Source organism: Tenacibaculum sp. MAR_2009_124, from assembly GCF_900105455.1.
In the GTDB taxonomy this organism is placed as follows: domain Bacteria; phylum Bacteroidota; class Bacteroidia; order Flavobacteriales; family Flavobacteriaceae; genus Polaribacter.
Genome location: NZ_FNSF01000001.1, coordinates 568,873 through 591,532, shown reverse-complemented (window position 1 = coordinate 591,532; position 22,660 = coordinate 568,873). Strand labels below are relative to the sequence as shown.

The window sequence follows — 22,660 nt, the reverse complement described above, 5'->3', positions numbered from 1 at the left end:
AATTGGAACCCTGTTCGGTATTTTTATTTCTCTTTAAAGACTCAATATTCCCGTTAGCATCGTACCTTCATACACCCCAGTTTCATTTTCTTTATTATTAAACCTTAACATGAACACTATATTATCTGTGTTCTTATAATCATAAAAACCTAACTTGCCAAGAGATTTCTGACGGGTCATTTGAAAATCCACTCGATTATCTCTTAACATATCTAGTTGGAAATTAACTTTTACATTATCAGATATAAACTTAACTCTATTCATTAGACCAATCTCCTTCTTTCTTTCTAAAAACTTAAACATAAATTATAGACTATTTCTTCACCTTGCTCTTCCCATAAAACCAAATATATCCATAGCAAAGGATTACTAAGACAAAGGCTAATTTGAAGCCAATATTATCGGTTAATAGTCCGTATAATGGAGGAATGATAGCACCACCTACAATCATAGTGCACAAAATACCTGAAGCTTGAGGTTTTAAATCGTCCAAACCATCAATAGCCAAAGTAAAAATCGTTGGAAACATAATTGAGTTAAATAACCCAACCGCTAAAATCGTCCACATGGCAACAAAACCTGAGGTGTTCATTGATATGACAATTAAAACAAGGGCTCCAATAGCAAAACTCATTAATACTTTAGCAGGAGCAATAATTTTCGTTAAATAAGCTCCAATAAATCTACCGATCATAGCTCCTGACCAATAAAACGTTACAAAGGCTCCAACTATGGCTTTATTATCTACCGTAGCGAGATCAGCATTTAATAAGGTTTCTGAAATCCCTCTCATGAAAGAGTTATTTTTTATGGCTTCGAACAAATTCATATCCATAAAATAGTTCACTAAATAACTTCCGATAGCAACCTCAGCTCCTACATATACAAATATCCCCACAGCTCCCATCATCAAAGATTTGTTTTGCAATAGTTCTGCATATCCGCCATTAGGAACTTTTTCTAACAACTTCGGAAGCTTTACAAAAACAAATACCAACGCTAAAACAACTATAAAACCAGCAATACCTATAAACGGAGTTTGCACAGCTTCCGCTTCTGCTAGTAAATATTGTTCTTTTACCGTTTCTGATAATGCTGCAATTTCATCGTTAGACTTTACTTTATCACTTAATATCAACATTGCTCCAATGGCGGGTGCAATGGCTGTTCCCAATGAGTTAAAAGCTTGTGATAGATTTAAACGACTACTCGCTCCTTCTTCCGAACCTAAAACAGCTACATAAGGATTGGCTGCTACTTGAAGAATGGTTATTCCTCCCGCCAACACAAAATAGGCCAACATGAAAACTCCGAAAACACGATAAGATGCGGCAGGGTAAAACAGCAAACACCCAACCGCCATAGTTGATAGTCCTAAAATGATTCCCTTTTTATATCCAATTCTTGCTAGTATATAACCTGCAGGAATTGACAATAAAAAATACGCTCCAAAGAAGGCAAACTGAACCAAACCTGCTTGGAAATATGAAAGTGTAAACAGTTCTCGTATTCTTGGTATTAAGGAATCTACTAAAACAGTAATAAAACCCCATAAGAAAAATAAAGAGGTTAAAAAGATAAATGCCTTAGTGTAAGATTTGTTAGTTGGTGTAGTCATAGTTAATTAGCATTATTATTTTCTATTAAGAATAAAATCGGATTTGATATTATTATTTTCTTCGTTTTTGTAAAGATTATAGCTGAACCATTCATGTATTGAATACGCGCCAGTTTCCCCTTTTTTATTTACCGCAATATAACCAACTTGAAAGTTTTTATAATCACTATTTGGCTTATTTACAATTCTAGCAATCGCTTCTTCACAAGCTTCTTGAGGCGATTTCCCTTGACGCATTAATTCTACAATCAAAAAACTACCCACAGTTTTTAAAACTTCCTCTCCTAACCCCGTTGCACTTGCTCCTCCTACTTCATTATCGACAAAAAGACCTCCTCCAATAATCGGAGAATCACCAACTCTTCCAGCCATTTTATAAGCAAGTCCGCTGGTAGTGCAAGCCCCTGAAATATCGCCATTATTATCAATAGCTAACATCCCAATTGTATCATGGTTTTCAATATTGATAATTGGTTTATATTCTGATGTTTCTTTCCACTTTTCCCATGCTTTTCTTGAAGCTTCGGTGAGCAAATCTTCTCTTTCAAAACCTTTTGAAACTGCAAACTGCTCCGCTCCTTCTCCAACAAGCATTACATGAAGAGTTTCTTCCATAACTTTTCTAGCAACAGAAATTACATGTTTAATATTTTTTACACACAACACAGCACCATAATTCCCTTTCTCATCCATAATACAGGCATCCAGAGTTACATTTCCATCTCTATCAGGCAGTCCGCCTTTTCCAACAGACTGTCCCTTTTCATTAGCTTCCTCTATTCGACAACCTTCTTCTACTGCTTCCAAAGCAGAACCGCCTCTTTCTAAAATTTTAGCGGCTGTTTCAACTGCCAATGGCGTGTTCCAAGTAGCAATCACTAAAGGTTTGATTACACTTGAAACTCCTTTCTGTTCGTTTTGTGCTTTATTCGATTCTTGTTCTGTTTTGCAGGCTAATATCGATGAAGCCGCTATCACTCCTAATCCAGAAGCTGATGCTTTTTGTAAAAATTTCCTTCTCTTCATTTATTTGTTTGTTTCTTTATAAGTTAGAGTAATTTTTAATGTCAGTTCGAGTGTTTTTTATGGAGTGATAACGAAATAAAAAATGTATCGAGAACAGGACTCCATTCTAAAAGAACTACTTCTTACAAAATTATTTATCATTTCGATTGAAGATAACTTCTTCTAGCTTTTCAAGGGGATGAATCCCCTTAGCTACTTGATTTGTATTTCATCGACAAACAACCATGATTTCCCATCATGTTCGTATCCTAAATGCCATTCTGGTAACGTACCTAATTTTTTAGCTATTACCTTTACATATCTCGCTTCTTTACCTTTAAAAGCATATCCTAATTCTTCAATGTCAGTGCTTTCATTCTCATCAGTAGCTTCCAAACGTGCTTTTGTCAATGAAGTATAACTTTTACCATCAGAAGAAATTAAATATTCAACTTCCGTTGGTAGAAATATCCAAGAACGTTGATCTTCTAAGAAATTTACTTGAACATATTCTATCCATTTCTTTTCTCCTAAATCGACTACAGCTATCAAGTCAGAATCAAAGTATCCTTGCCAAGTACCTGTCCTAAAATCATTAGCACCTAAAACTCCATCGATTAAAGCATTATCTCCTCCTGCATTGTACTGATTGGCATATTTGGTATGTAAATCGATTTTTAAGTTCGGGTCAATCTTATACAGTTCGGTAGATATCACCGCGCTTTTGTCTCCATTCTTTTCGGCATAAACCTTTAAAATTCCTTTTTCTGTGACTTCAATTGGCTCCACATATTCAGCAAACTCGTTTTCATTTAATGAATAAAATAGCTTCGCATCTTTGTCTACACTCGCTAAACTCAACCTCGTTTTTCCTTTAAAGGCAATATCTCCTTCTGCAATAAACGGAGCGGCAACAATGGTATGCTCTTTTATTTCGGTAATAGGCTCTTGCCCTTCTTTTGTACCCCATTCCGAAGGTGTATTTGCCATGTGGAATTCTAAAGTTCCTCCATTTACAACTTCGTTATGAGTGATAAACGTTCTATCCAAAACTTTACCATTCAATACAACCTTTGTTATATATTTATTTTCTTCTGATAAGTCATGGGCAACCATTGTAAATTTATTCCCACTTTCTAAATTGATCGTTGCTTTAGCGAACAATGGATTTCCTATAATGTATTGGTTTGATGCTGGTGTAACGGGGTAAAAACCTAAGCTACTGAATATATACCAAGCACTCATTTGTCCACAATCCTCATTTCCAGAAATACCGTCAGGTGTATTGGTATATTGTTCCGTTAAAATTTGACGGATTCTTTCTTGCGTTTTTGAAGGTTTATTCACAAAATTATACAAATAAGCCATATGATGACTTGGTTCATTTCCATGTGCATATTGACCTATTAACCCAGTAATATCAACCTGATGACGACCAGAAGTATTGTCATCTGCACTAAACAACTTATCTAAATTAGTTTCTAATTGTTGCTTTCCTCCTAATATTTTTATAAACCCTGAAATATCTTGTGGTACATAAAAACTATATTGCCAAGAATTAGCTTCTGTATAGTTAAAATTAACCTCATATGGATCAAAAGGTTTGAACCATGTATTTCTAAATCGTCCACGCATAAATTGACTCTTTGGATCAAAAACATTCTTATAATACTGTGCTCTTTCCGTAAATTTTTTAACATCTTCTTGTTTTCCTAAAGCTTTCGCCATTTCGGCAATTGTCCAATCATCATAAGCGTACTCCAACGTTTTCGAAACAGATTCCGATTCTTTTTCCACAGGAATAAAACCATACTTTTTATAAGCTTCTAAACCTAATTTATCTTGAATTGCCGAATGCTTCATTGCTTCATAAGCTTTGTCAACATTGTATCCTCTAATTCCTTTTAAATACGCATCTGCAATTACTGGTACTCCATGATACCCAATCATACACCCTGTATAACATCCAGATAAATCCCAAATTGGCATAATGCCTCCTTCTTCATATTTTGCTATAAACGTATTGATAAAATCATTCGTTCGTTCCTGTTCTATAATTGTATACAATGGATGTGCAGCTCTATAGGTATCCCATAACGAAAATACTGTGTAATAGTCAAATTCTTTTGTTTTATGAATTTCCAAATCCATTCCTCGGTATCTTCCATCAACATCTTGATACAAATTAGGAGCAATCATAGTGTGATACATCGACGTATAAAAATTTACTTTATAATCTTTATTAGTATCTTCTACAATTATTTTTTCTAGTTGCTTCTCCCAAGTTTCTTGTGCTATTTTTTTAACCTCTTCAAATGTTTTATTACCAACCTCTGTTTCCATATTCTTCTTGGCTCCTTCAACATCAACAGCTGAAATACCAACTTTAACAAAAACAGGTTCATTATTAGGGTTTATAAACTCAAAAGCAACCTTTGACGCTTTCTTTTCGTTATTGTAAAATGGCTTACTTATTTTATGAGAGAATTGTATATAGTAAAATAATTTTTGATTGGTAGCCCAAGCTTTTGAATGTCGATAACCGCTCACGGTATACTTGTTATGTTGCTCAAAATTGAAATCCAAAACCTCATCACGATGTTCCAAATCTAGTATAACAATCTGGTCTTCCTTTTTAGGAAACTGATATTTATGAATTCCGCTTCGTTCGGATACAGTTAGCTCAACCTCTATGTTGGTTTCCTCTAAATGCACTTTATAAAACCCTGGTTCAGCAGTTTCTTTTTCATGAGAAAATTTAGACTTGTAACCTTCCTTCCCGTCTGCACCATTATTAAACACAACTTTATCAGTAGGCATTAATAAAATATCACCATAATCAGAAACTCCAGTTCCGCTTAAATGAGTATGAGAAAAACCATAAATTTCTGAATCGGAATAGTGATAACCAGAACAACCATCCCATCCATCTAATCTTGTATCTGGTGATAATTGCATCATACCAAATGGCATTGTTGCTCCTGGATAGGTATGACCATGGCCTCCTGTTCCTATAAATGGATTCACGTATGAAACTAAATTCTTATCTTTTTTAGCTTCTGAAATTGTCGAACTAGGACTGTTACAATTCATTAGTAGAATTATTACAGCTAAAAGGCAAAAAAACTTGAATTTCATATTAATAGATTGTTATATTTAGTACCAAATATAATAGAAAATGAAAACTACTTACTACTTGGGTTTGGTTTTTATGTTATTATTCGTGAACTGTCATGAAAATATCCCAAAACCAATTTACCCCTCAATTATCCCTGCACCTGCATCACAAACTATGAAAAATGGTTTGTTTTCTCTTAACAACGAAGTCTCCATAAAAATTGATGATCGTTTTACGAATGTTGGTAATTATCTAAAGAAATATCTATCAAAAAACTTTAATATTTCCTTATCAGATAACACCAATGATAAAAAAATTGTATTCAATTATAATGATCAAATTGAAAACGAAGAAGGCTATACTTTAGAGGTAACTCAAACAATGATTATCATTGAAGCAAAATCTCCTAGAGGAGCTTTTTATGCAGTCCAATCACTCATTCAATTAATGCCATTAGAAACTGAAGCTTCACAAGTTTCAGTACAATGTATAGAAATTAAAGATGCGCCACAGTTTAAATATCGTGGAATGCATTTAGATGTTGGTAGACATTTTTTCCCTACTGATTTTATTAAAGAGTACATAGATATGATTGCTCTTCTTAAAATAAATACTTTTCATTGGCATTTAACGGAAGATCAAGGATGGCGTATTGAAATAAAGAAGTACCCAAAATTACAAGAGATTTCTGCTTTTCGAGATGGGACTTTAATCGGTCATTATAGCGATAAACCTCAACGATTTGATAATAAACGTTATGGTGGTTACTATACTCAAGAAGAAGTTAAGGAAATTGTTGCCTATGCTACAGAAAGACAAGTTACTATTATACCTGAAATAGAAATGCCAGGTCATTCTCAAGCTGTTTTAGCGGCTTATCCAGAATTTGGATGTACCGGTAATAAGGTAGAAGTAGTTCAAAAATGGGGCGTATTTGAAGATATTTACTCTCCGAAAGAAGAAACTTTTAAGTTTTTAGAAGATGTTATTGATGAAGTTATTGCACTTTTCCCATCAAAATACATTCATATAGGTGGTGACGAAGCTCCTAAAAAACAATGGAAAGAGTCTAAATTCTGTCAAGACTTTATTAAGAAAAACGGACTAAAAGATGAACACGAATTGCAAAGTTATTTCATCCAACGAATGGAAAAATACATCAATTCTAAGGGGAGACAAATTATAGGATGGGATGAAATCTTAGAAGGTGGTTTAGCTCCTAATGCTACAGTAATGTCTTGGAGAGGAATCAAAGGAGCTATTGAAGCAGCAAAAGAGCACCATGATGTTATTTTAACTCCTGGTACTCATTGTTATTTTGATCATTATCAATCTAAAAACAAAAATGAACCTTTAGCAATTGGAGGCTTTCTTCCTCTTGAAAAGGTATATAGCTTTAACCCCATTCCAGAAGAGTTAACTAAAGAAGAAGCAAAGTACGTACTTGGAGCACAAGGAAATGTTTGGACGGAGTACATACCAACAACTGATAAAGTTGAATACATGGTTTACCCAAGAATGATGGCGCTAAGCGAAGTAGTTTGGTCTCCTTCTGAAAATAAGAATTTCGATGATTTTAAGAAAAGGTTATTGCATTTCATGAAACGTTTAGATCATTTAAATGTTAACTATGCGAATCATTTGTTTGAATTAAACGGACAAATTTATACTCAAAATGGTCAAACTACTTATACACTACAAAGTGATACTGAGGGAAAATCAATTCGTTATACAACCGACGGAACCGATCCAACCATTTCATCAACTCTTTACAAAAAACCAATAGTTATTGAAAAAGATACCCAATTAAAGGCTGCTAGTTTTGATAGTGAAGGTAGAGTTAGTAATATACTTGATCAACAAATTTTTAAACATAAAGCCATTGGAAAAAAATTAAGCATCAGTGCTCTTCCTCATGAAAAATTTAATGCTGGAGGCAAAATTACCTTAAATAATGGTATACTTGGAAGCAATAAACGTCATCGAGATCAAGAATGGTTAGGTTTTAGAGAAGACACACTTAAATTAACCTATGATTTAAAAGAAGTTATCGATATAAACTCTCTTAGTGCGCGCTTTCATAACGGTCAATATCAATGGATTTATGCTCCAAAAGAAATTTGGATATCGTTTGACAACTCAAAACCTGAAAAAATTGAAGTTCCACGCTCAAAGGATTGGGTCGTTAACTTTAAAACGTCTTTTGAAAATAGAAAAGCAGCGCTTGTAACCATTACTATTCCTAACTATGGAATTATTAAAGAAGGAAAACGTGGTGCAGGAAATTTATCTTGGTTATTTTTAGACGAAATTATTATCAATTAAATATGCTTTTAGAAATTTGCACCAATTCGTATCAATCAGCTATAAATGCTCAAAACGCAGGTGCAAATAGAATAGAATTATGCAGTGAGTTAAGCCTTGGTGGCATTACTCCTTCATATGGACTTATAAAACAGGTTATTGAAAACATTTCAATACCTGTTTTTGTTTTAATTAGACCTCGTAGTGGGAATTTCATATATACTAATGAAGAATTCGAAATCATTAAAAAGGATGTTGAATTCTGCAAAAAAGCTGGATGCGCTGGCGTAGTTACTGGAATTTTATCTGAAAATGGAACTATTGATATCGAAAGAACTAAAGTTCTGTTAGAATTAGCAAGACCTCTCGATTTTACGTTTCACAGAGCCTTTGACTGCGTAAAAAATCCTGAAGATTCGCTGATTAAATTAAAAGACATTGGCGTTAAACGTATTTTGAGTTCTGGATTAAAACCTACCGTTGTTCAAGGAATAAAGCAATTAATAAAAATGAAAGAACTTGGAAAAAACCAAATAACCATAATGCCCGGTAGTGGGATCAATCCCTCAAACATCTCGCTTTTAAAAAAACATGGTTTTACTGAAATACACACCTCAGCTTCCAAAGTTATAGAGCAGAAACCTTTCTTTACTGAATTTGAAACGACTCCACAAACAGTTTCGGATTATGATACCATAAAATCACTTTTAAAACAACTTAACAATGCGTAATCTTATTTTACTTTCTCTAATTTTTATAGCTTTAAGTTGTCAACAAAAATCAAATCTTCCTAGTACTATTAACCTTAACAAAAATTGGTTATTTAAAGGAGTCGATACCCTAGCTTCACAAAAAGCCACAATTCCTGGCAATGTTTTTTCAGATTTAAAAAACAACAATATTATTCCAGATCCATTCATACTCTCTAATGAAAACAAAGTTCAGTGGGTATCTTCAAAAGATTGGGAATACGAAACTTCATTTAAACTTAAGAAAAACCTCCTAAGTAAACAAAACATTACTCTAAACTTCGCTGGGCTTGACACCTATGCTTCTATATACTTAAACGATCAACTACTAGGTTCTACCAACAATGCTTTTCGAAGCTATTCATTCTCTGTAAAGAAAAATATAAAAACTACTAACCGCTTAAAAATTGTTTTTGAATCTCCTGAAAAACATGAAAATCAACTAAAAAAAGCTATCGACTATTCATTGCCAGAAGGAAATAGAATTTTTACCAGAAAGGCTCAATTTCAATATGGTTGGGATTGGGGTCCAAAATTAAATACTTGCGGAATTTGGAAAGATATTACTTTAAAAGCTTGGGATGAACTTATTTTTGAAGATGTTTATATCCAACAACATTCAATAGATAAAAATAAGGCTAAATTAACAGCCATAGCTACTATAGCAAGTAATATTGAAACTAATGCAAATATCTTCTGCTCTTTTAGCGATAAGACTGAGAGTCACCCTATTGAAGTAAAAAAAGGCAAACATGAGTATAAAATCCCTATTACCATTGCGAACCCGAAACTTTGGTGGACACACAATCTAGGGACTCCCTTTTTATATAATTTTGAATTTACCTTGAACTCAAATGGCATTCTTCATGATAAAAAAAGCGTGAAAAAAGGTATTAGAAATTTAAAATTAATCACCGAGAAAGACTCTATTGGAGCTTCTTTTTACTTTGAACTTAATGGCAAACCTATCTACGCAAAAGGTGCAAATTACATTCCTCAAAATAGCTTTCAAAATGAAGTAAAAGAAAGTAACTACCATAACCTGTTGTCAGATGTTGTGAATTCAAATATGAACATGCTACGTGTTTGGGGGGGTGGTATTTATGAAAATGATATTTTTTACGATTTATGTGATGAAAAAGGAATTTTAGTTTGGCAAGATTTTATGTTTGCTTGCGCCATGTATCCTGGCGACAAAGCCTTTTTCGATAATGTAAAAGTCGAAGCAAACCAACAGGTTAAACGTTTAAGAAATCATGCTTCTATTGCCCTCTGGTGTGGAAATAATGAAAACTCTGAAGGTTGGCACCGATGGGGTTGGCAAGCAAACAGAACTGATGAAGAGACAAATATTATTTGGTCTCATTATCAGAAACTATTTAATGATATACTTCCAACCATAGTAAAAAAATACAGTGATGGAACTTCTTATTGGGAAAGTTCTCCAAAACACGGCAGGGGGAATCCTAAATATGAATTTGAAGGAGATGCTCATGACTGGTGGGTTTGGCATGACGCCACTCCTTTTGAGCACTTCGAAGAAAAAATCCCAAGGTTTATGAGTGAATTTGGATTTCAATCTTTTCCTAGTTATAACGTCGTGAATGCTATCAATCAAGATAAAAGTCAAAATATAACATCCAATCATATTACGAATCATCAAAAACATTCCAGAGGTTTTCAATTGATACAAGCATATATGGAAAGAGATTATAAAATACCAGAAAATTCTGAAGACTATATATATACAAGTCAGTTAGTCCAAGCAAAAGGAATTTCTATGGGAATTGAAGCTCACAGGCGTGCCAAACCTAAAAATATGGGTACTCTATATTGGCAATTAAACGATTGTTGGCCTTCAATTTCTTGGTCTAGTATTGACTATTTAGGGAATTGGAAAGCACTTCAGTATAAAGCGAAAAAAGCATTTAAAAATCTATTAATCTCTTCAGAAATAAAGAATGATAGTTTACAGATTCATATTATTAATGATGGCTTTAATACCCTCAAAGACATGCTAGATATTAGAGTTATAGATTTTGAAGGAAACATTGTATTAGCATTAAAAAAAGACATATCTGTTTTACCAAATAGCAGTAAAGTTTTCGAGAAGATAGCACTAAAAAACATAGCGAATGCTTCTCATGCAGTTCTAGCTAATTTTAAAGAAGAATCTCGTTTATTTTATTTAACAAAACCAAAAAACCTTCAATTAAAAAAAGCTTCAATTCATAGTACCGTTAAAAAAATTAAAAATGGTTTTTCCATTTGTTTAAAAAGTTCTAGTTTACAAAAAGATGTATTTATATACACTTCGAAAAAAGGTAGTTATAATGATAATTTTTTCGACTTACTTCCTAACAAAGAAAAAACCATTGTATTCACTACAAATGCCAAAAATCTGGACGACTTAAAAATCAAAAGCCTTAACCAATTATAGTCAACCTTTTATTTAACAAAGCTTTAACAAAAAGCAATTAAACCTATATAGAACTTCGCTGTCTAATATTTTCACAAACTAATTCAATGAAAAAAATTACTGTATTATTTCTACTTTTCAGCGTAACATTGCTTGCGCAGAGAGGTAATTACGGTGGGAAACCTCCTAAAGTAACCATAACGGGTAGCATATTAGAAAATAACAGCAATGTTCCGTTAGAATATGCTACAATTGTTTTAACCAACCTTAAAAACAATAAAATTACTGGCGGCGTAACGAATACAACTGGAAAGTTTGAAATTCAAATACCCAAGGGTTCCTATGCCGTAAAAGTCGAATATATAGGCTTTAAAACCAAAAACTTACCCAACAAGCTATTTTCTGAAGATTTTAATCTTGGAACCATTTTACTGAGTGAGGATGCAGAAAAACTTAACGAAGTTGAAATAATCGCTGAAAAGTCTACAGTTGAAATTCGTTTAGATAAAAAAATATACAACGTTGGTAAGGATATGACCGTAAAGGGAGGAAATGCTTCTGATGTGTTGGATAACGTTCCTTCTGTAAATGTTGATGCCGAAGGCGCAGTGAGTTTGCGTGGTAATGAAAATGTTAGAATTCTTATTGATGGTAAACCATCTGCTCTGGTCGGACTTAATGGGGCTGATGCTTTAAGAAATCTTCCCGCGGATGCTATTGAAAAGGTAGAAGTAATAACATCACCTTCTGCCCGTTATGACGCAGAGGGGACAGCTGGTATTTTAAATATCATTTTAAGAAAGGGTAAAATTACAGGCTTTAATGGCTCAATTAATGTCACTACAGGATATCCTGCAATGTTTCGAGTAGCGCCAAACTTAAACTATCGTACGAAAAAGTTTAACTTATTTTCTAACCTTGGATACTCTTATAGAAAAGGTCCAGGAAATTCACAAAGTTACTTTACTAATCTAGAAGATGGAGTTGTACAGAATTACAGAAATGAAGATAGGGTATTCGACAGAAAAAATAACAACTTCAATGGATCCTTAGGAATGGAATATTACCTAACAAAAAATAGTTCAATAACTGGATCGTTTTTTTATAGAGATTCAAATGGTGAAGACATAGCTACTAACATTACTACCAATTTTGATGCTAATAATATTTTAACTTCTACAGAAAATAGAATTGAAAATGAAAATGAAGATGGTATCGATACTCAATTCTCTTTGAATTACACCAATAATTTTGACGGTAAAGGTAAAAAGTTAATTGTGGACTTACAGTATGGAGACAGTGACGAAACTGAATTAGCTCCTATTACGGAAAATGATATACTTATTGAACAAAACTCTCAAACGACAAAATCAGTTGACAAACTTTTCCAAATAGACTATATACATCCTATCGGAGAAAATAGTCAGTTTGAATTGGGACATAAATCAACGCTACAGAATTTAAACTCTGATTTTAGAGTAAGAGATGCCAATGGAAATCCTTTTGATTTCGATCCTTCAAATGCTATCGATTTTAAGCAAAACATCTATGCATTTTATGCGCAATATGGTAACAAAATTAATAAATTCTCATACCTTTTAGGTTTAAGAACAGAAATTACTGATATTGATTTAAACGTACTTACTACAAATCAATTTTCGGATAAAAATTATACCGAATGGTTTCCTACGGTTAATTTTGGATATGAGTTAAATGATACGGATAACTTAACTTTGGGTTACAGCAGAAGATTACGTAGACCAAGGTTTTGGTTTTTAAATCCTTTTGAATCCAGAAGTTCTGCTACAAACGTTTTTAGAGGGAATCCTGATATTAACCCAATGTTTACAAGTTCTTTTGACTTGGGGTATACTACCAAAATAAAAAAGCTAACACTAAATTCTTCAATATATTATCAATACTCAACCGATATTATTCAAATGGTATCTATTATTGAAGAAAGAAATGGAACGAATGTATTTGTTAGACAGCCTACGAATTTAAACAATGAACAACGATATGGATTTGAATTCACGTCGAATTATTCTCCAGCTAAATGGGCAAGACTATCGGCGACTTTCAATTATTTTAAATTTAAAACTGATGCTTTTACCTATGTTTATACAACATCAAATGGAGAACAAACTACCACTCAATTGGAAGCCGTTAATAATAATAGTTGGTTTACCAGGTTTAATGCTAGAATTACTCTACCTGCGAAAGTACAGTGGCAGACTCGAATAATGTATCGCGGTGCTCAAGAAGATGCTCAATCGGAAAGAAAAGGTATATTTTCTGCAGACCTTTCGTTTAGTAAAGATTTGTTTAAAGAAAAAGCAACTTTAGTTTTTAATGTTAGAGATCTTTTAAATTCTAGAAAGAGAGAGAACACTACTTATAATGGAGACAGGCTAAATCCAACAAGTATTGTCGACGGTTCATTTCAATGGAGAGAACGTCAGATATCGCTAAGTTTTACCTACCGTTTCAACCAAAAAAAGAAGCGTGAGCGTCCTCAAAGAAATTATGACGGTGGCGGCGAAGGTTTTGGAGGGTAAAACCAAATAAACATTAAAAGAAGATATAGAACTCATTTAATGTTTACATGGGATACGTATTTATTTAAAGAAGACAATCTATTCTTTAAAACGTTTCATCCTTCTTCTCTATTCAGCTAAACTTAAATAACATTCATTTGAACTAATAAAATAAAACACTTTCTAAACTTCTATTAATTTTAACATATAGTTTTATTTTTAAAATAGTTGTTTAGTTAGTTTTAAAAAGAAGCATTCAAAAAAATGCTTCTTTTTTTTATGTGCCAATGTATTCTATTTTACATCTGTAAATTACCGTACTAAAACACATTTTTTCTTTTACAGTAATATCAAACAATAACTGGTATAAGCAATTACTACCTTACTTAAAAGTTTATTAGGCACGACAAATACATCTAAACATCTGATTACCAGTAATTAAAAACAACTCATCTATTAAAAAACATCACTTCAACTACAGATATTTACAATACAACTAACTATTTTCACGTTAGATACTTAATAATATATCTTTAAAGTATAATTATAAATTTGATTTTAATTTTTAATAAATCATAGTTAGACAGATTCAAAGTTGATTTAAGAAGTATTCACGGGGAGTACTTCTTTTTTTTTTACTGAAGTTATTAAAAGGAATATCATAACTTACACCTTCTCTTTACCGAATTACATTCTTTTTCCAAGAAAAAAAACATTTATATCACCTCCAATCACATTCCAATAAATACATAGTATTTTATTTCTTAAAGCAATGCATTTGTATCAAATCCAATACAAAATAAAACTTTAACAAACCCCATTGTTTTTCCGTAAAGTTTAGCTTTTTTTTAAGTTTTATTTAATACAATTTTCCTCCTTTGAATTTTACTTTTGTCGAGCATTATATCAATAGAAAAAATGAAGGGTTTCTAAAAATATTAATGCGTAATTGTTTGATTCATACCTCTCTGTTTTTCAGAGAGGTTTTTCTTTTTCACTTATCTCCATTTTTTAATTGTTAATAAGTTCTATTTTGTTTTCTGTCTATATTTTCATGCTTTTCAACCAACTTTCTAGGAATGTATTGCATGTTAAAACTATCTTTATTTTGAAGATAAAAACTTTATCCTTTATTTTTCAATGTTTAGTTTGTTTTAAAGAATAAGAAGTATTTTTTTGTCAAAAAGGTGCTTCTTATCTTTTTCTTTATTAATCTCAAACACACTTCTTTTTTTGAAACAATAAGTCTTTCCTTAACATATTTTAAAAGTAAAATATAGTACTTTTAAAAACAAAAAAATGGGCCTACTCAAGAAAATAACACTACAAGAGTTCTCTAATGATATTTCATTAAAAATGGGACTAAAAATACTAGATTTAGCGCGTGAAAGAAACCAGAGAATAGCTATTGAAATATGCCGATTAAATCATACTGTCTTTTTATATATTGATGATACCTTACCTGCCGATAAGCACAATTGGTTAAGACGAAAAGCTAACGTAGCTAAGCATTTTGAAGAAAGTTCTTTAAGCGTTAAAAACGATTTAAAAAACGGAAATATGACCTTAGAGGATACTTTTCAATTACCTAACAAAGATTATTTAGCTAAAGGAGGTTCTATTCCTTTGTTTTTAGATAATGCTGGTATGATTGGCACAATAACGGTATCTGGTTTAACCGATGTTGAAGATCATCAAATTATAATCGAAGCTTTAAACCTATAAACTTATACACTTTTTTTAAATAGCAAATATGGCTGAACTCTTTAAAAACATATATAACACAAAATTTATTAATCAATTTTCTGAAATTTTGGAACAGGTTGTTTCTGATTTCAAAAGGCAATCGTTTGTTAATTCTATATTTAATGCAGATTGGGAAGCAATGGAATTAAAACAGCGAATGCGTCATATTTCAGTTACTTTAAACAATCACCTTTCAACAGATTTTGAAAAAAATGCCGATTTAATTCTTAAGGTCATTGATCATCTGGAAGAACAAAATATAAGAGAAACCTCTATTGAATATATGTTCTTTCCAGATTATATTGAAGTATTTGGTCTTGATCACTATGATATTTCTATAAAAGCTATTGAACGAATTACACAATTTACAAGTTGTGAATTTGCCGTACGTCCGTTTATTATTAAATATCCTGAAGAAATGATACCTCAGTTACAATTGTGGGGATCTCACGAACATCATATGGTAAGAAGACTCGCTACTGAAGGTTGTCGTCCAAGATTGCCATGGGCTATGGCCATTCCTTCTTTAAAAGAAAACCCGAACCCGATACTTCCTATTCTCGAAAAGCTTAAAGAAGATGCAACTGAAATAGTTAGAAGAAGTGTTGCCAATAATTTAAATGACATTGCAAAAGATAATCCTAAAATTGTCATTGATATCGCCAAACGTTGGATAGGAAAATCAAAGGAACTCGACTGGGTTGTAAAACACGGCTGTAGAACGCTCTTAAAACAGGGGGAACCTAAAGTGATGAAGTTATTTGGTTTTGGCTCCGTAGATCATATTGAAATACAAAACTTTAGCATCAATACTCCTTCTGTTAAGGTTGGTGATTCTTTGGAATTTTCATTTCAAATTAAGAATAACAGTAAAGAGTCGTCAAAATTAAGACTTGAATATGGTTTGTATTACCAAAAAGCAAATGGAACCTTATCAAAGAAAGTTTTTAAGATAAGTGAAAAAGAGTATCCAGCAAATAGTTCTACAAATGTTACGAGAAAGCAGTCTTTTAAAATCATAACCACAAGAAAGTTTCACTTAGGACTTCATCAAGTATCGGTTATTGTGGCACTTTCAGAAAACAGTCTATTTTTTAAAATACATTGAAAATAGAGGATAAAATTATATAAATTCTATCCTCTATTTCTGTTTAAAAGAGGTTTTATTGATTGAATCTCCTAAAAACGTACCTACAAGACGTAGCTCTCCCATGAAAAAAATACTAAGATTTTATTTTAGGCTATTTGTTGGTCTGTTTGAGCTATTTTTCTTCGACCAATTTCTAATGCATTTCCTGTGTGTATACCAAAGAATATCCATAGAATTTCATTCTTTTTTGTTTTGGCTTTTATTTTCCGTAGGTGATAATGTTCTTTATCCTTACCAAAAGAGCCTTCTAATCTTGTTGCTCTTTCTTTAGCAATGATAGCCCTAAGTTGCTTTTTCTCTTTATGATTTTTAGGTTTTCTACCCTTGGGGATAAAGTCTGTCTGTATGGTTTTTGAGCTACTATATGTTCTGCTTTTATTGGTAGCATAAATTTTATCTCCACCGGCTACTTTTACCTTTTTTCGAGTTAACCCTTGCGCTTTTTGAACTGTTTGTATAAAACGGTTTCCTTCGTGAAACGCATTAAAATTAATATGTTCTATAAAGCTAATTCCATCAATTTGAACTTTGTTAACTTTTGCTCCAAACTCAACAGGCTTTACTTCTTTTCCGCGAACAATAGGACGGATATAATCCTTATGAATACTTACAATTCTATCTTTGATTTTTTCTCCTGTATCAAAATGATCTTTTTGTTGTTTGTAAATTCTTTGGATTGTGTCGATTCGCTTATAATACAAGGGCTTAAACTCGATATTGTAGGCCTTGGATAATTCCTTTTCAAAATCGATAAACTTACTTAATAGCTTCAGTAAAGCTCGGGTTAATGAAGTACGTTTAGACTTGGTTTTTCTTCGCATTTTACTAAATCCTTGGTAACGTTTTTTCCACTTGTTATATCTACTTCTGATCATCTTAGTTCCTAAGATGGAGCAAGTTTTACGTAATTGATTGTACAACCAGTGAACAGATTCCCAAAGTAATTTCTGGATGGTAGGATAACGAACTTCACTTTCGTAACAAGTAGCATCCATTACGATTTGGTCGGTACTATCAATATGATTTTTCCAAGAATTAAAAAGAACTTTTTCTACTAAATTAATATCTAGTTTCTCTGCTAATTCACAACGTATTTGACTTATTATTTTATAGTTTGTTAAACGTTCAAAACCTAATTCTATATCGCAGAAAAATTGATAGTCTAAATTTGAGTTGAGTTGTTCAATCATTTTCCTATCCGAACAATTGGCATAATGCTTTAAAAACATCAAGCCAAGTCTTCCTTTAGGGCTAAAAAGATAGTTACGCCCTTTTTTTTGTTCAGTAATATTTAAAGTAGTAACCAAGTCATCCCAATCAATAGCAGAATAGATTTTGCCCAAATCTCCCTCTAAAAAACGTGTGTAATGAGCATCATAATTCTCACTGAGGGGAAAAAATTGAAATGCGGTGTTGCATTTCAGAAATTCTTCGTATTTTCATAATTACACAAATGGAAACCCCGTTTTTTACCTTTTTTGGTGATTTTCGGGGTTTATTATGAATATAAGATACAACAAAACCCTCGTAAAAACAAGGGTTTAGCTATTTTATGACAGTGCCTATTGTGAATGGAAATGAGTTTGAAAAGCGTGATTTTCAACTTATCCAATAAGCTGTTTTAACTAATATTACTCCAAATACCAGTTTTCTTTCGAAGCCTTGAGATAATCTTTTCCAAACTGCTATTTTCAGGCTTTGCAAGAGCCGGATCATCATTAATGGTGTCTATTGCCGTTTTTCTTGCAACATGTAATATTGGAGAGTCTTTTACTATATCTGCTATTTTTAAATTCAAAACTCCACTCTGTTGAGTTCCCATAATATTCCCTGGACCACGAAGTTTTAAATCTACTTCAGCAATTTTAAATCCATCGGAAGTATCTACCATCGTTTTTAATCTTGTTTTTCCATCAGACGATAGTTTATAACTTGATAATAAAATACAATAACTCTGTTCGGCTCCACGGCCTACTCTACCTCTTAACTGATGTAGTTGACTTAAACCAAAACGTTCAGCACTTTCAATTACCATTACGGAAGCATTTGGAACATTCACTCCAACTTCAATAACCGTTGTTGCCACCATTATTTGGGTTTCACCATTTACAAAACGCTCCATTTCATAATCTTTATCGGCGGGTTTCATTTGTCCATGGACAATACTTATTTGATATTTAGGATTCGGAAATTCTCTTGAAATACTTTCATAACCATCCATTAAATCTTTATAATCCATTGCCTCAGATTCTTGAATTAATGGATACACAACATACACTTGTCTCCCTTTTTCTATTTCATCCTTTAAAAATTTAAAAACTCCTAATCTATGACTATCGTATCGGTGCACTGTTTTAATTTCTTTTCTCCCGGGAGGTAATTCGTCAATTACAGAAACATCCAAATCACCATAAACCGACATGGCCAAAGTCCTTGGAATAGGAGTCGCTGTCATTACTAAAATATGCGGTGGGACCAATTCTTCGCCTTCATTTTGTCGTCCCTTCTTCCATAAACGAGAACGTTGTTCTACACCAAAGCGATGCTGTTCATCAATAATTGCGATACCTAAATTGTTGAATTGTACTTTATCTTCTAAAATAGCATGTGTTCCGATAAGAATATGCAAGCTCCCATCTTCCAAACCTGCATGAATTTCACGCCGTTTTTTCGTTTTACTCGACCCTGTCAATAAATCTACCTTAATTGAAGTATTCTCCAATAATTGAGTAATTCCATTATAATGTTGTATCGCTAAAATTTCGGTCGGTGCCATAATGGTTGCTTGGTACCCATTATCAATAGCTAAAAGCATTGTTAACAAGGCTACAATGGTTTTCCCTGACCCAACATCACCCTGTAATAATCTATTCATATGAGCCCCTGAACCAACATCTTTCCGAATTTCCTTTAAAACTCTCTTTTGAGCATTGGTTAAATTAAATGGTAAATGATTTGAATAAAAATCCGTAAAACACTCTCCTACCTCGCCAAAAACAAATCCTTTTAATTTTGCTTTTCTAATCAACTTTTTTTGAAGTAATTGTAACTGAATAAAAAATAATTCTTCAAACTTTAAACGATACTGTGCCTTTGCAAGTAATTCTTGACTTTTTGGAAAATGAATATTTAAAAGAGATTCTTTCTTCGCCATCAATTTATGCTGGTCGATCAAATACTGAGGAAAACTTTCCTCTATCGTTCCAAAAAATTGCTGAAAAAGATCCATCATCATTCCTCTTACTACCTTATTAGTAATTCCTTTATTCGATAGTTTTTCAGAAGAAGGATATACGGGTTGCATCGCCATTTGCAGCTTACTTTTATAAGCCTTAACTGTTTCCATTTCAGGGTGAGGCATGCTCGCTTTTCCATTATACCAATTTAATTTCCCATAAATCACATAAGGAACATCTACTTTTAAATTATCTTTTATCCATTTGGCTCCTTTAAACCAAACCAACTCCATAGTTCCCGTTGCGTCCGAAAATATGGCTACTAACCTGCTCCCTCTTTTCTGTTTTACAGATTTTATCCCTGTGATTTTTCCAACTATTTGTACTTCTGATGAATTTTGCTCTAGTTGTTTAATAGTATAAAACTGTGTTTTATCAACATAACGAAATGGAAAAAGATGTAATAGATCTCTACATGTTTTTACACCTAATTCTGAATACAATAATTCAGCTCTGGCTACACTGACACCTTTTATATATGTTACAGGACTATTTAAGTTCATATTTAATTTACTCTTGGCTAGTAGCTAATTTTAGTTCTTTCCCTTCCCAAATAAACTCTTTTGTTTTAATTGTTTTTTTTTCGTGTAGTATGTCATTATTAAATGTTTCCCCTTCTTCTCTAGAAAAAACAATCTTTCCTATACTACCTCCCTGCTCATTTGGAAAAGTTATTGTTTCTTTCAACCAATAAACATCAGCATTAAAAACATATGATACTTCTACCGCCTTTATTAAAGAAACACCATTATTAAAAAAATAAACACCTCCACCTTCTTCTCCACAAGCTTCAGCCATATAATCTATGTAAATCATGTTCTTAATTGCCTCTAGGCGTTTGTTGGAATAGGTTTTTAATGAAAACATAGAATTTGCTAATTTATCAGTTATTTCAATATACTCAGAACTATTTCCATGCATTGCTCTCAAAATCGCAAACCATTTTTCTTCTTTAAGCTTCAATTGCTCCAAATAAGTCCAATTATCAACCGTTTTACTATCTAATGCTAATAAGCCTCCTACTACATACCCTTCTTCGTTGTTCGTTGTCTTCACTTTATACCAAGGACTCTCAATTCCTTCGTATAAAAAGGTCATATTGGTCCTTTCCAGCACTGTTAACTTTGAAAGAATCGGTAAAAGTTGTAAGGTTTTCGAAGTTGTATTAGGCTCTTTTCTCAACTTTACGTCGTTTCCAAAAAGCATTACGGTTTGATTCACTAAAAACTCACTTTTCGGATGAATATATTTTTCCTGAGCTTTAACACTCATGCAGATCAAACCAAAAAACAAAAACACTATGCCACAGTTTTTCATAAAGAATTCGTTCTATTTTTTCACAATACAATCTTAAGATACTTACTTGCAATTACCTCCGAAATATTATCGTTATTCTATAACCAATTTAATCTCGTAGGAAATTGAAACAGTTCCTATAAACGAAAATACAAAAAACCACTAAAATCAACTATCTTTGCAGCCTTAAATTCACTCAATGAGATTACATAGAAACTTAGTTTACGCGGTTATTGACAGTTTACGCGATATTTTTAATGAAGATGTTTATGCTGATAAGGCTGTAGAATTAGCCTTGAAAAGAGATAAGCGTTGGGGAGCTAGAGATAGAAAGTTTGTAGCTGAAACTATTTACGACATTGTGAGATGGAAACGTTTGTATGGTGAAATAGCCAACGTAAAAGTTCCTTATTCTCGACCAGATTTATGGCGTTTGTTTGTTGTTTGGTGTGTATTGAGAGGCATTAAATTACCTGATTGGAATCAAATTGAGCCTACTCCTACTAGAAGAATAAAAGGTAAGTTTGACGAACTTTCTAAAATTAGAAAATTTAGAGAATCTATTCCTGATTGGATGGATGAAATTGGGGTGAGTGAACTAGGAGAAGAAGTTTGGACCAAAGAAATAGCTGCTTTAAATAAACAAGCAGAAGTTATTTTGAGAACCAATACGTTAAACATATCTAAAGAGAAACTTCTAAAAGTTTTAGCTACTGAAGATGTTAACGCAACTTTTATTAAAGGGCATGATGATGCCTTGAAATTGGTAGAGCGTGCAAATGTTTTTAAAACACAAGCCTTTAAACAAGGATATTTTGAAGTACAGGATGCCTCCTCTCAACTCGTTGCCAAATACTTAGAAGTTGAACCAGGTATGAAAGTCATTGATACTTGCGCGGGAGCTGGTGGAAAAACGCTACACTTGGCTTCTTTAATGCAAAACAAAGGACAAATAATTGCCATGGATATTTACGAAAGTAAATTAAAGAAATTAAAAGTTCGTGCTAGAAGAAACGGTGTTCATAATATAGATTTAAAGGTTATTGATTCTAATAAGGTTATAAAGAAATTACACGATAAAGCTGATAGAGTGTTAATTGATGCTCCTTGTTCTGGTATCGGGGTAATTCGACGAAATCCAGATAGCAAATGGAAGCTAGAGCCTGAATTTTTAGATAAGATAAGAGCCACTCAACAAGAAATACTAGCTAGATATTCTAAAATGGTAAAATCTGGTGGTAAATTAGTATATGCTACCTGTTCGGTATTACCTTCAGAAAATCAACAACAAATTGAATTCTTTTTGGCTTCAGATGAAGGAAAAGACTTTGCTTTTGTTAGCGATAAGAAAGTTTTAGCTCATAAATCTGGATATGATGGCTTTTATATGGCTTTACTTGAAAGAAAATAATAAACAAAAAAAAACCTTATGATTATGCCATTTATAAATTCATATTAAATAGCACGTAAGGTTTTATTTTG

Annotated in this window: 14 protein-coding genes; 7 read left to right on the top strand and 7 right to left on the bottom strand. The window is 32.6% G+C overall.

Annotation, left to right across the window (positions count from 1 at the left end; all coding sequences use genetic code 11):
- Window positions 1-33: 33 nt before the first annotated feature.
- The 4 genes from BLW23_RS01715 to BLW23_RS01700 form a co-directional block, all read right to left on the bottom strand.
- Window positions 34-303 (bottom strand): hypothetical protein, encoded by a 270-nt coding sequence (locus BLW23_RS01715; protein WP_093667523.1) that lies wholly within the window; start codon window positions 301-303, stop codon window positions 34-36.
- A 10-nt stretch (window positions 304-313) separates the two neighbouring features.
- Window positions 314-1,618 (bottom strand): sugar MFS transporter, encoded by a 1,305-nt coding sequence (locus BLW23_RS01710; protein WP_093667522.1) that lies wholly within the window; start codon window positions 1,616-1,618, stop codon window positions 314-316.
- A gap of 15 nt (window positions 1,619-1,633) precedes the next feature.
- Window positions 1,634-2,644, bottom strand: coding sequence for an isoaspartyl peptidase/L-asparaginase family protein (locus BLW23_RS01705; protein WP_093667521.1), 1,011 nt, complete (start codon window positions 2,642-2,644; stop codon window positions 1,634-1,636).
- A 192-nt stretch (window positions 2,645-2,836) separates the two neighbouring features.
- Window positions 2,837-5,716, bottom strand: coding sequence for a GH92 family glycosyl hydrolase (locus BLW23_RS01700; protein ID WP_410529739.1), 2,880 nt, complete (start codon window positions 5,714-5,716; stop codon window positions 2,837-2,839).
- A gap of 85 nt (window positions 5,717-5,801) precedes the next feature.
- Here BLW23_RS01700 and BLW23_RS01695 point away from each other — a divergent pair, with 85 nt between their 5' ends.
- The 6 genes from BLW23_RS01695 (at window position 5,802) to BLW23_RS01670 (ending at window position 16,604) form a co-directional block, all read left to right on the top strand.
- The gene (locus BLW23_RS01695) at window positions 5,802-8,066 is read left to right on the top strand and encodes a beta-N-acetylhexosaminidase (RefSeq protein WP_093667519.1); all 2,265 of its coding nucleotides are present in this window, start codon (window positions 5,802-5,804) and stop codon (window positions 8,064-8,066) included.
- A gap of 2 nt (window positions 8,067-8,068) precedes the next feature.
- A complete protein-coding gene (locus BLW23_RS01690; RefSeq protein WP_093668413.1) occupies window positions 8,069-8,776 on the top strand; it encodes a copper homeostasis protein CutC in 708 nt (235 codons plus the stop codon).
- Window positions 8,769-11,234 carry a beta-mannosidase gene (locus tag BLW23_RS01685; RefSeq protein WP_093667518.1) on the top strand — a complete coding sequence of 822 codons (2,466 nt, stop codon included), beginning with the start codon at window positions 8,769-8,771 and terminating at the stop codon, window positions 11,232-11,234. Before BLW23_RS01690 ends, BLW23_RS01685 begins: the two co-directional genes overlap by 8 nt.
- Window positions 11,235-11,320: 86 nt before the next feature.
- Complete coding sequence (locus BLW23_RS01680) at window positions 11,321-13,771, top strand: TonB-dependent receptor (RefSeq protein ID WP_093667517.1); 2,451 nt, start codon at window positions 11,321-11,323, stop codon at window positions 13,769-13,771.
- 1,278 nt (window positions 13,772-15,049) lie between these two features.
- On the top strand, window positions 15,050-15,475 hold the full coding sequence (locus BLW23_RS01675; protein WP_093667516.1) for a heme-degrading domain-containing protein: 426 nt from the start codon (window positions 15,050-15,052) through the stop codon (window positions 15,473-15,475).
- A gap of 28 nt (window positions 15,476-15,503) precedes the next feature.
- On the top strand, window positions 15,504-16,604 hold the full coding sequence (locus tag BLW23_RS01670) for a DNA alkylation repair protein (protein WP_093667515.1): 1,101 nt from the start codon (window positions 15,504-15,506) through the stop codon (window positions 16,602-16,604).
- A 128-nt stretch (window positions 16,605-16,732) separates the two neighbouring features.
- Here the strand turns inward: BLW23_RS01670 and BLW23_RS01665 are convergent, their stop codons facing one another.
- From BLW23_RS01665 to BLW23_RS01655, 3 genes are all read right to left on the bottom strand, one after another.
- Window positions 16,733-17,989 carry a transposase gene (locus BLW23_RS01665; protein ID WP_093667514.1) on the bottom strand — a complete coding sequence of 419 codons (1,257 nt, stop codon included), beginning with the start codon at window positions 17,987-17,989 and terminating at the stop codon, window positions 16,733-16,735.
- A gap of 278 nt (window positions 17,990-18,267) precedes the next feature.
- On the bottom strand, window positions 18,268-20,385 hold the full coding sequence (gene recG, locus BLW23_RS01660) for an ATP-dependent DNA helicase RecG (RefSeq protein ID WP_093667513.1): 2,118 nt from the start codon (window positions 20,383-20,385) through the stop codon (window positions 18,268-18,270).
- Between the two features lie 7 nt (window positions 20,386-20,392).
- Window positions 20,393-21,154 (bottom strand): SH3 domain-containing protein, encoded by a 762-nt coding sequence (locus BLW23_RS01655; RefSeq protein WP_176829729.1) that lies wholly within the window; start codon window positions 21,152-21,154, stop codon window positions 20,393-20,395.
- Between the two features lie 223 nt (window positions 21,155-21,377).
- Between BLW23_RS01655 and BLW23_RS01650 the strand changes: the two genes are divergently transcribed.
- A complete protein-coding gene (locus tag BLW23_RS01650) occupies window positions 21,378-22,589 on the top strand; it encodes an RsmB/NOP family class I SAM-dependent RNA methyltransferase (RefSeq protein WP_093667511.1) in 1,212 nt (403 codons plus the stop codon).
- Window positions 22,590-22,660: the final 71 nt, after the last annotated feature.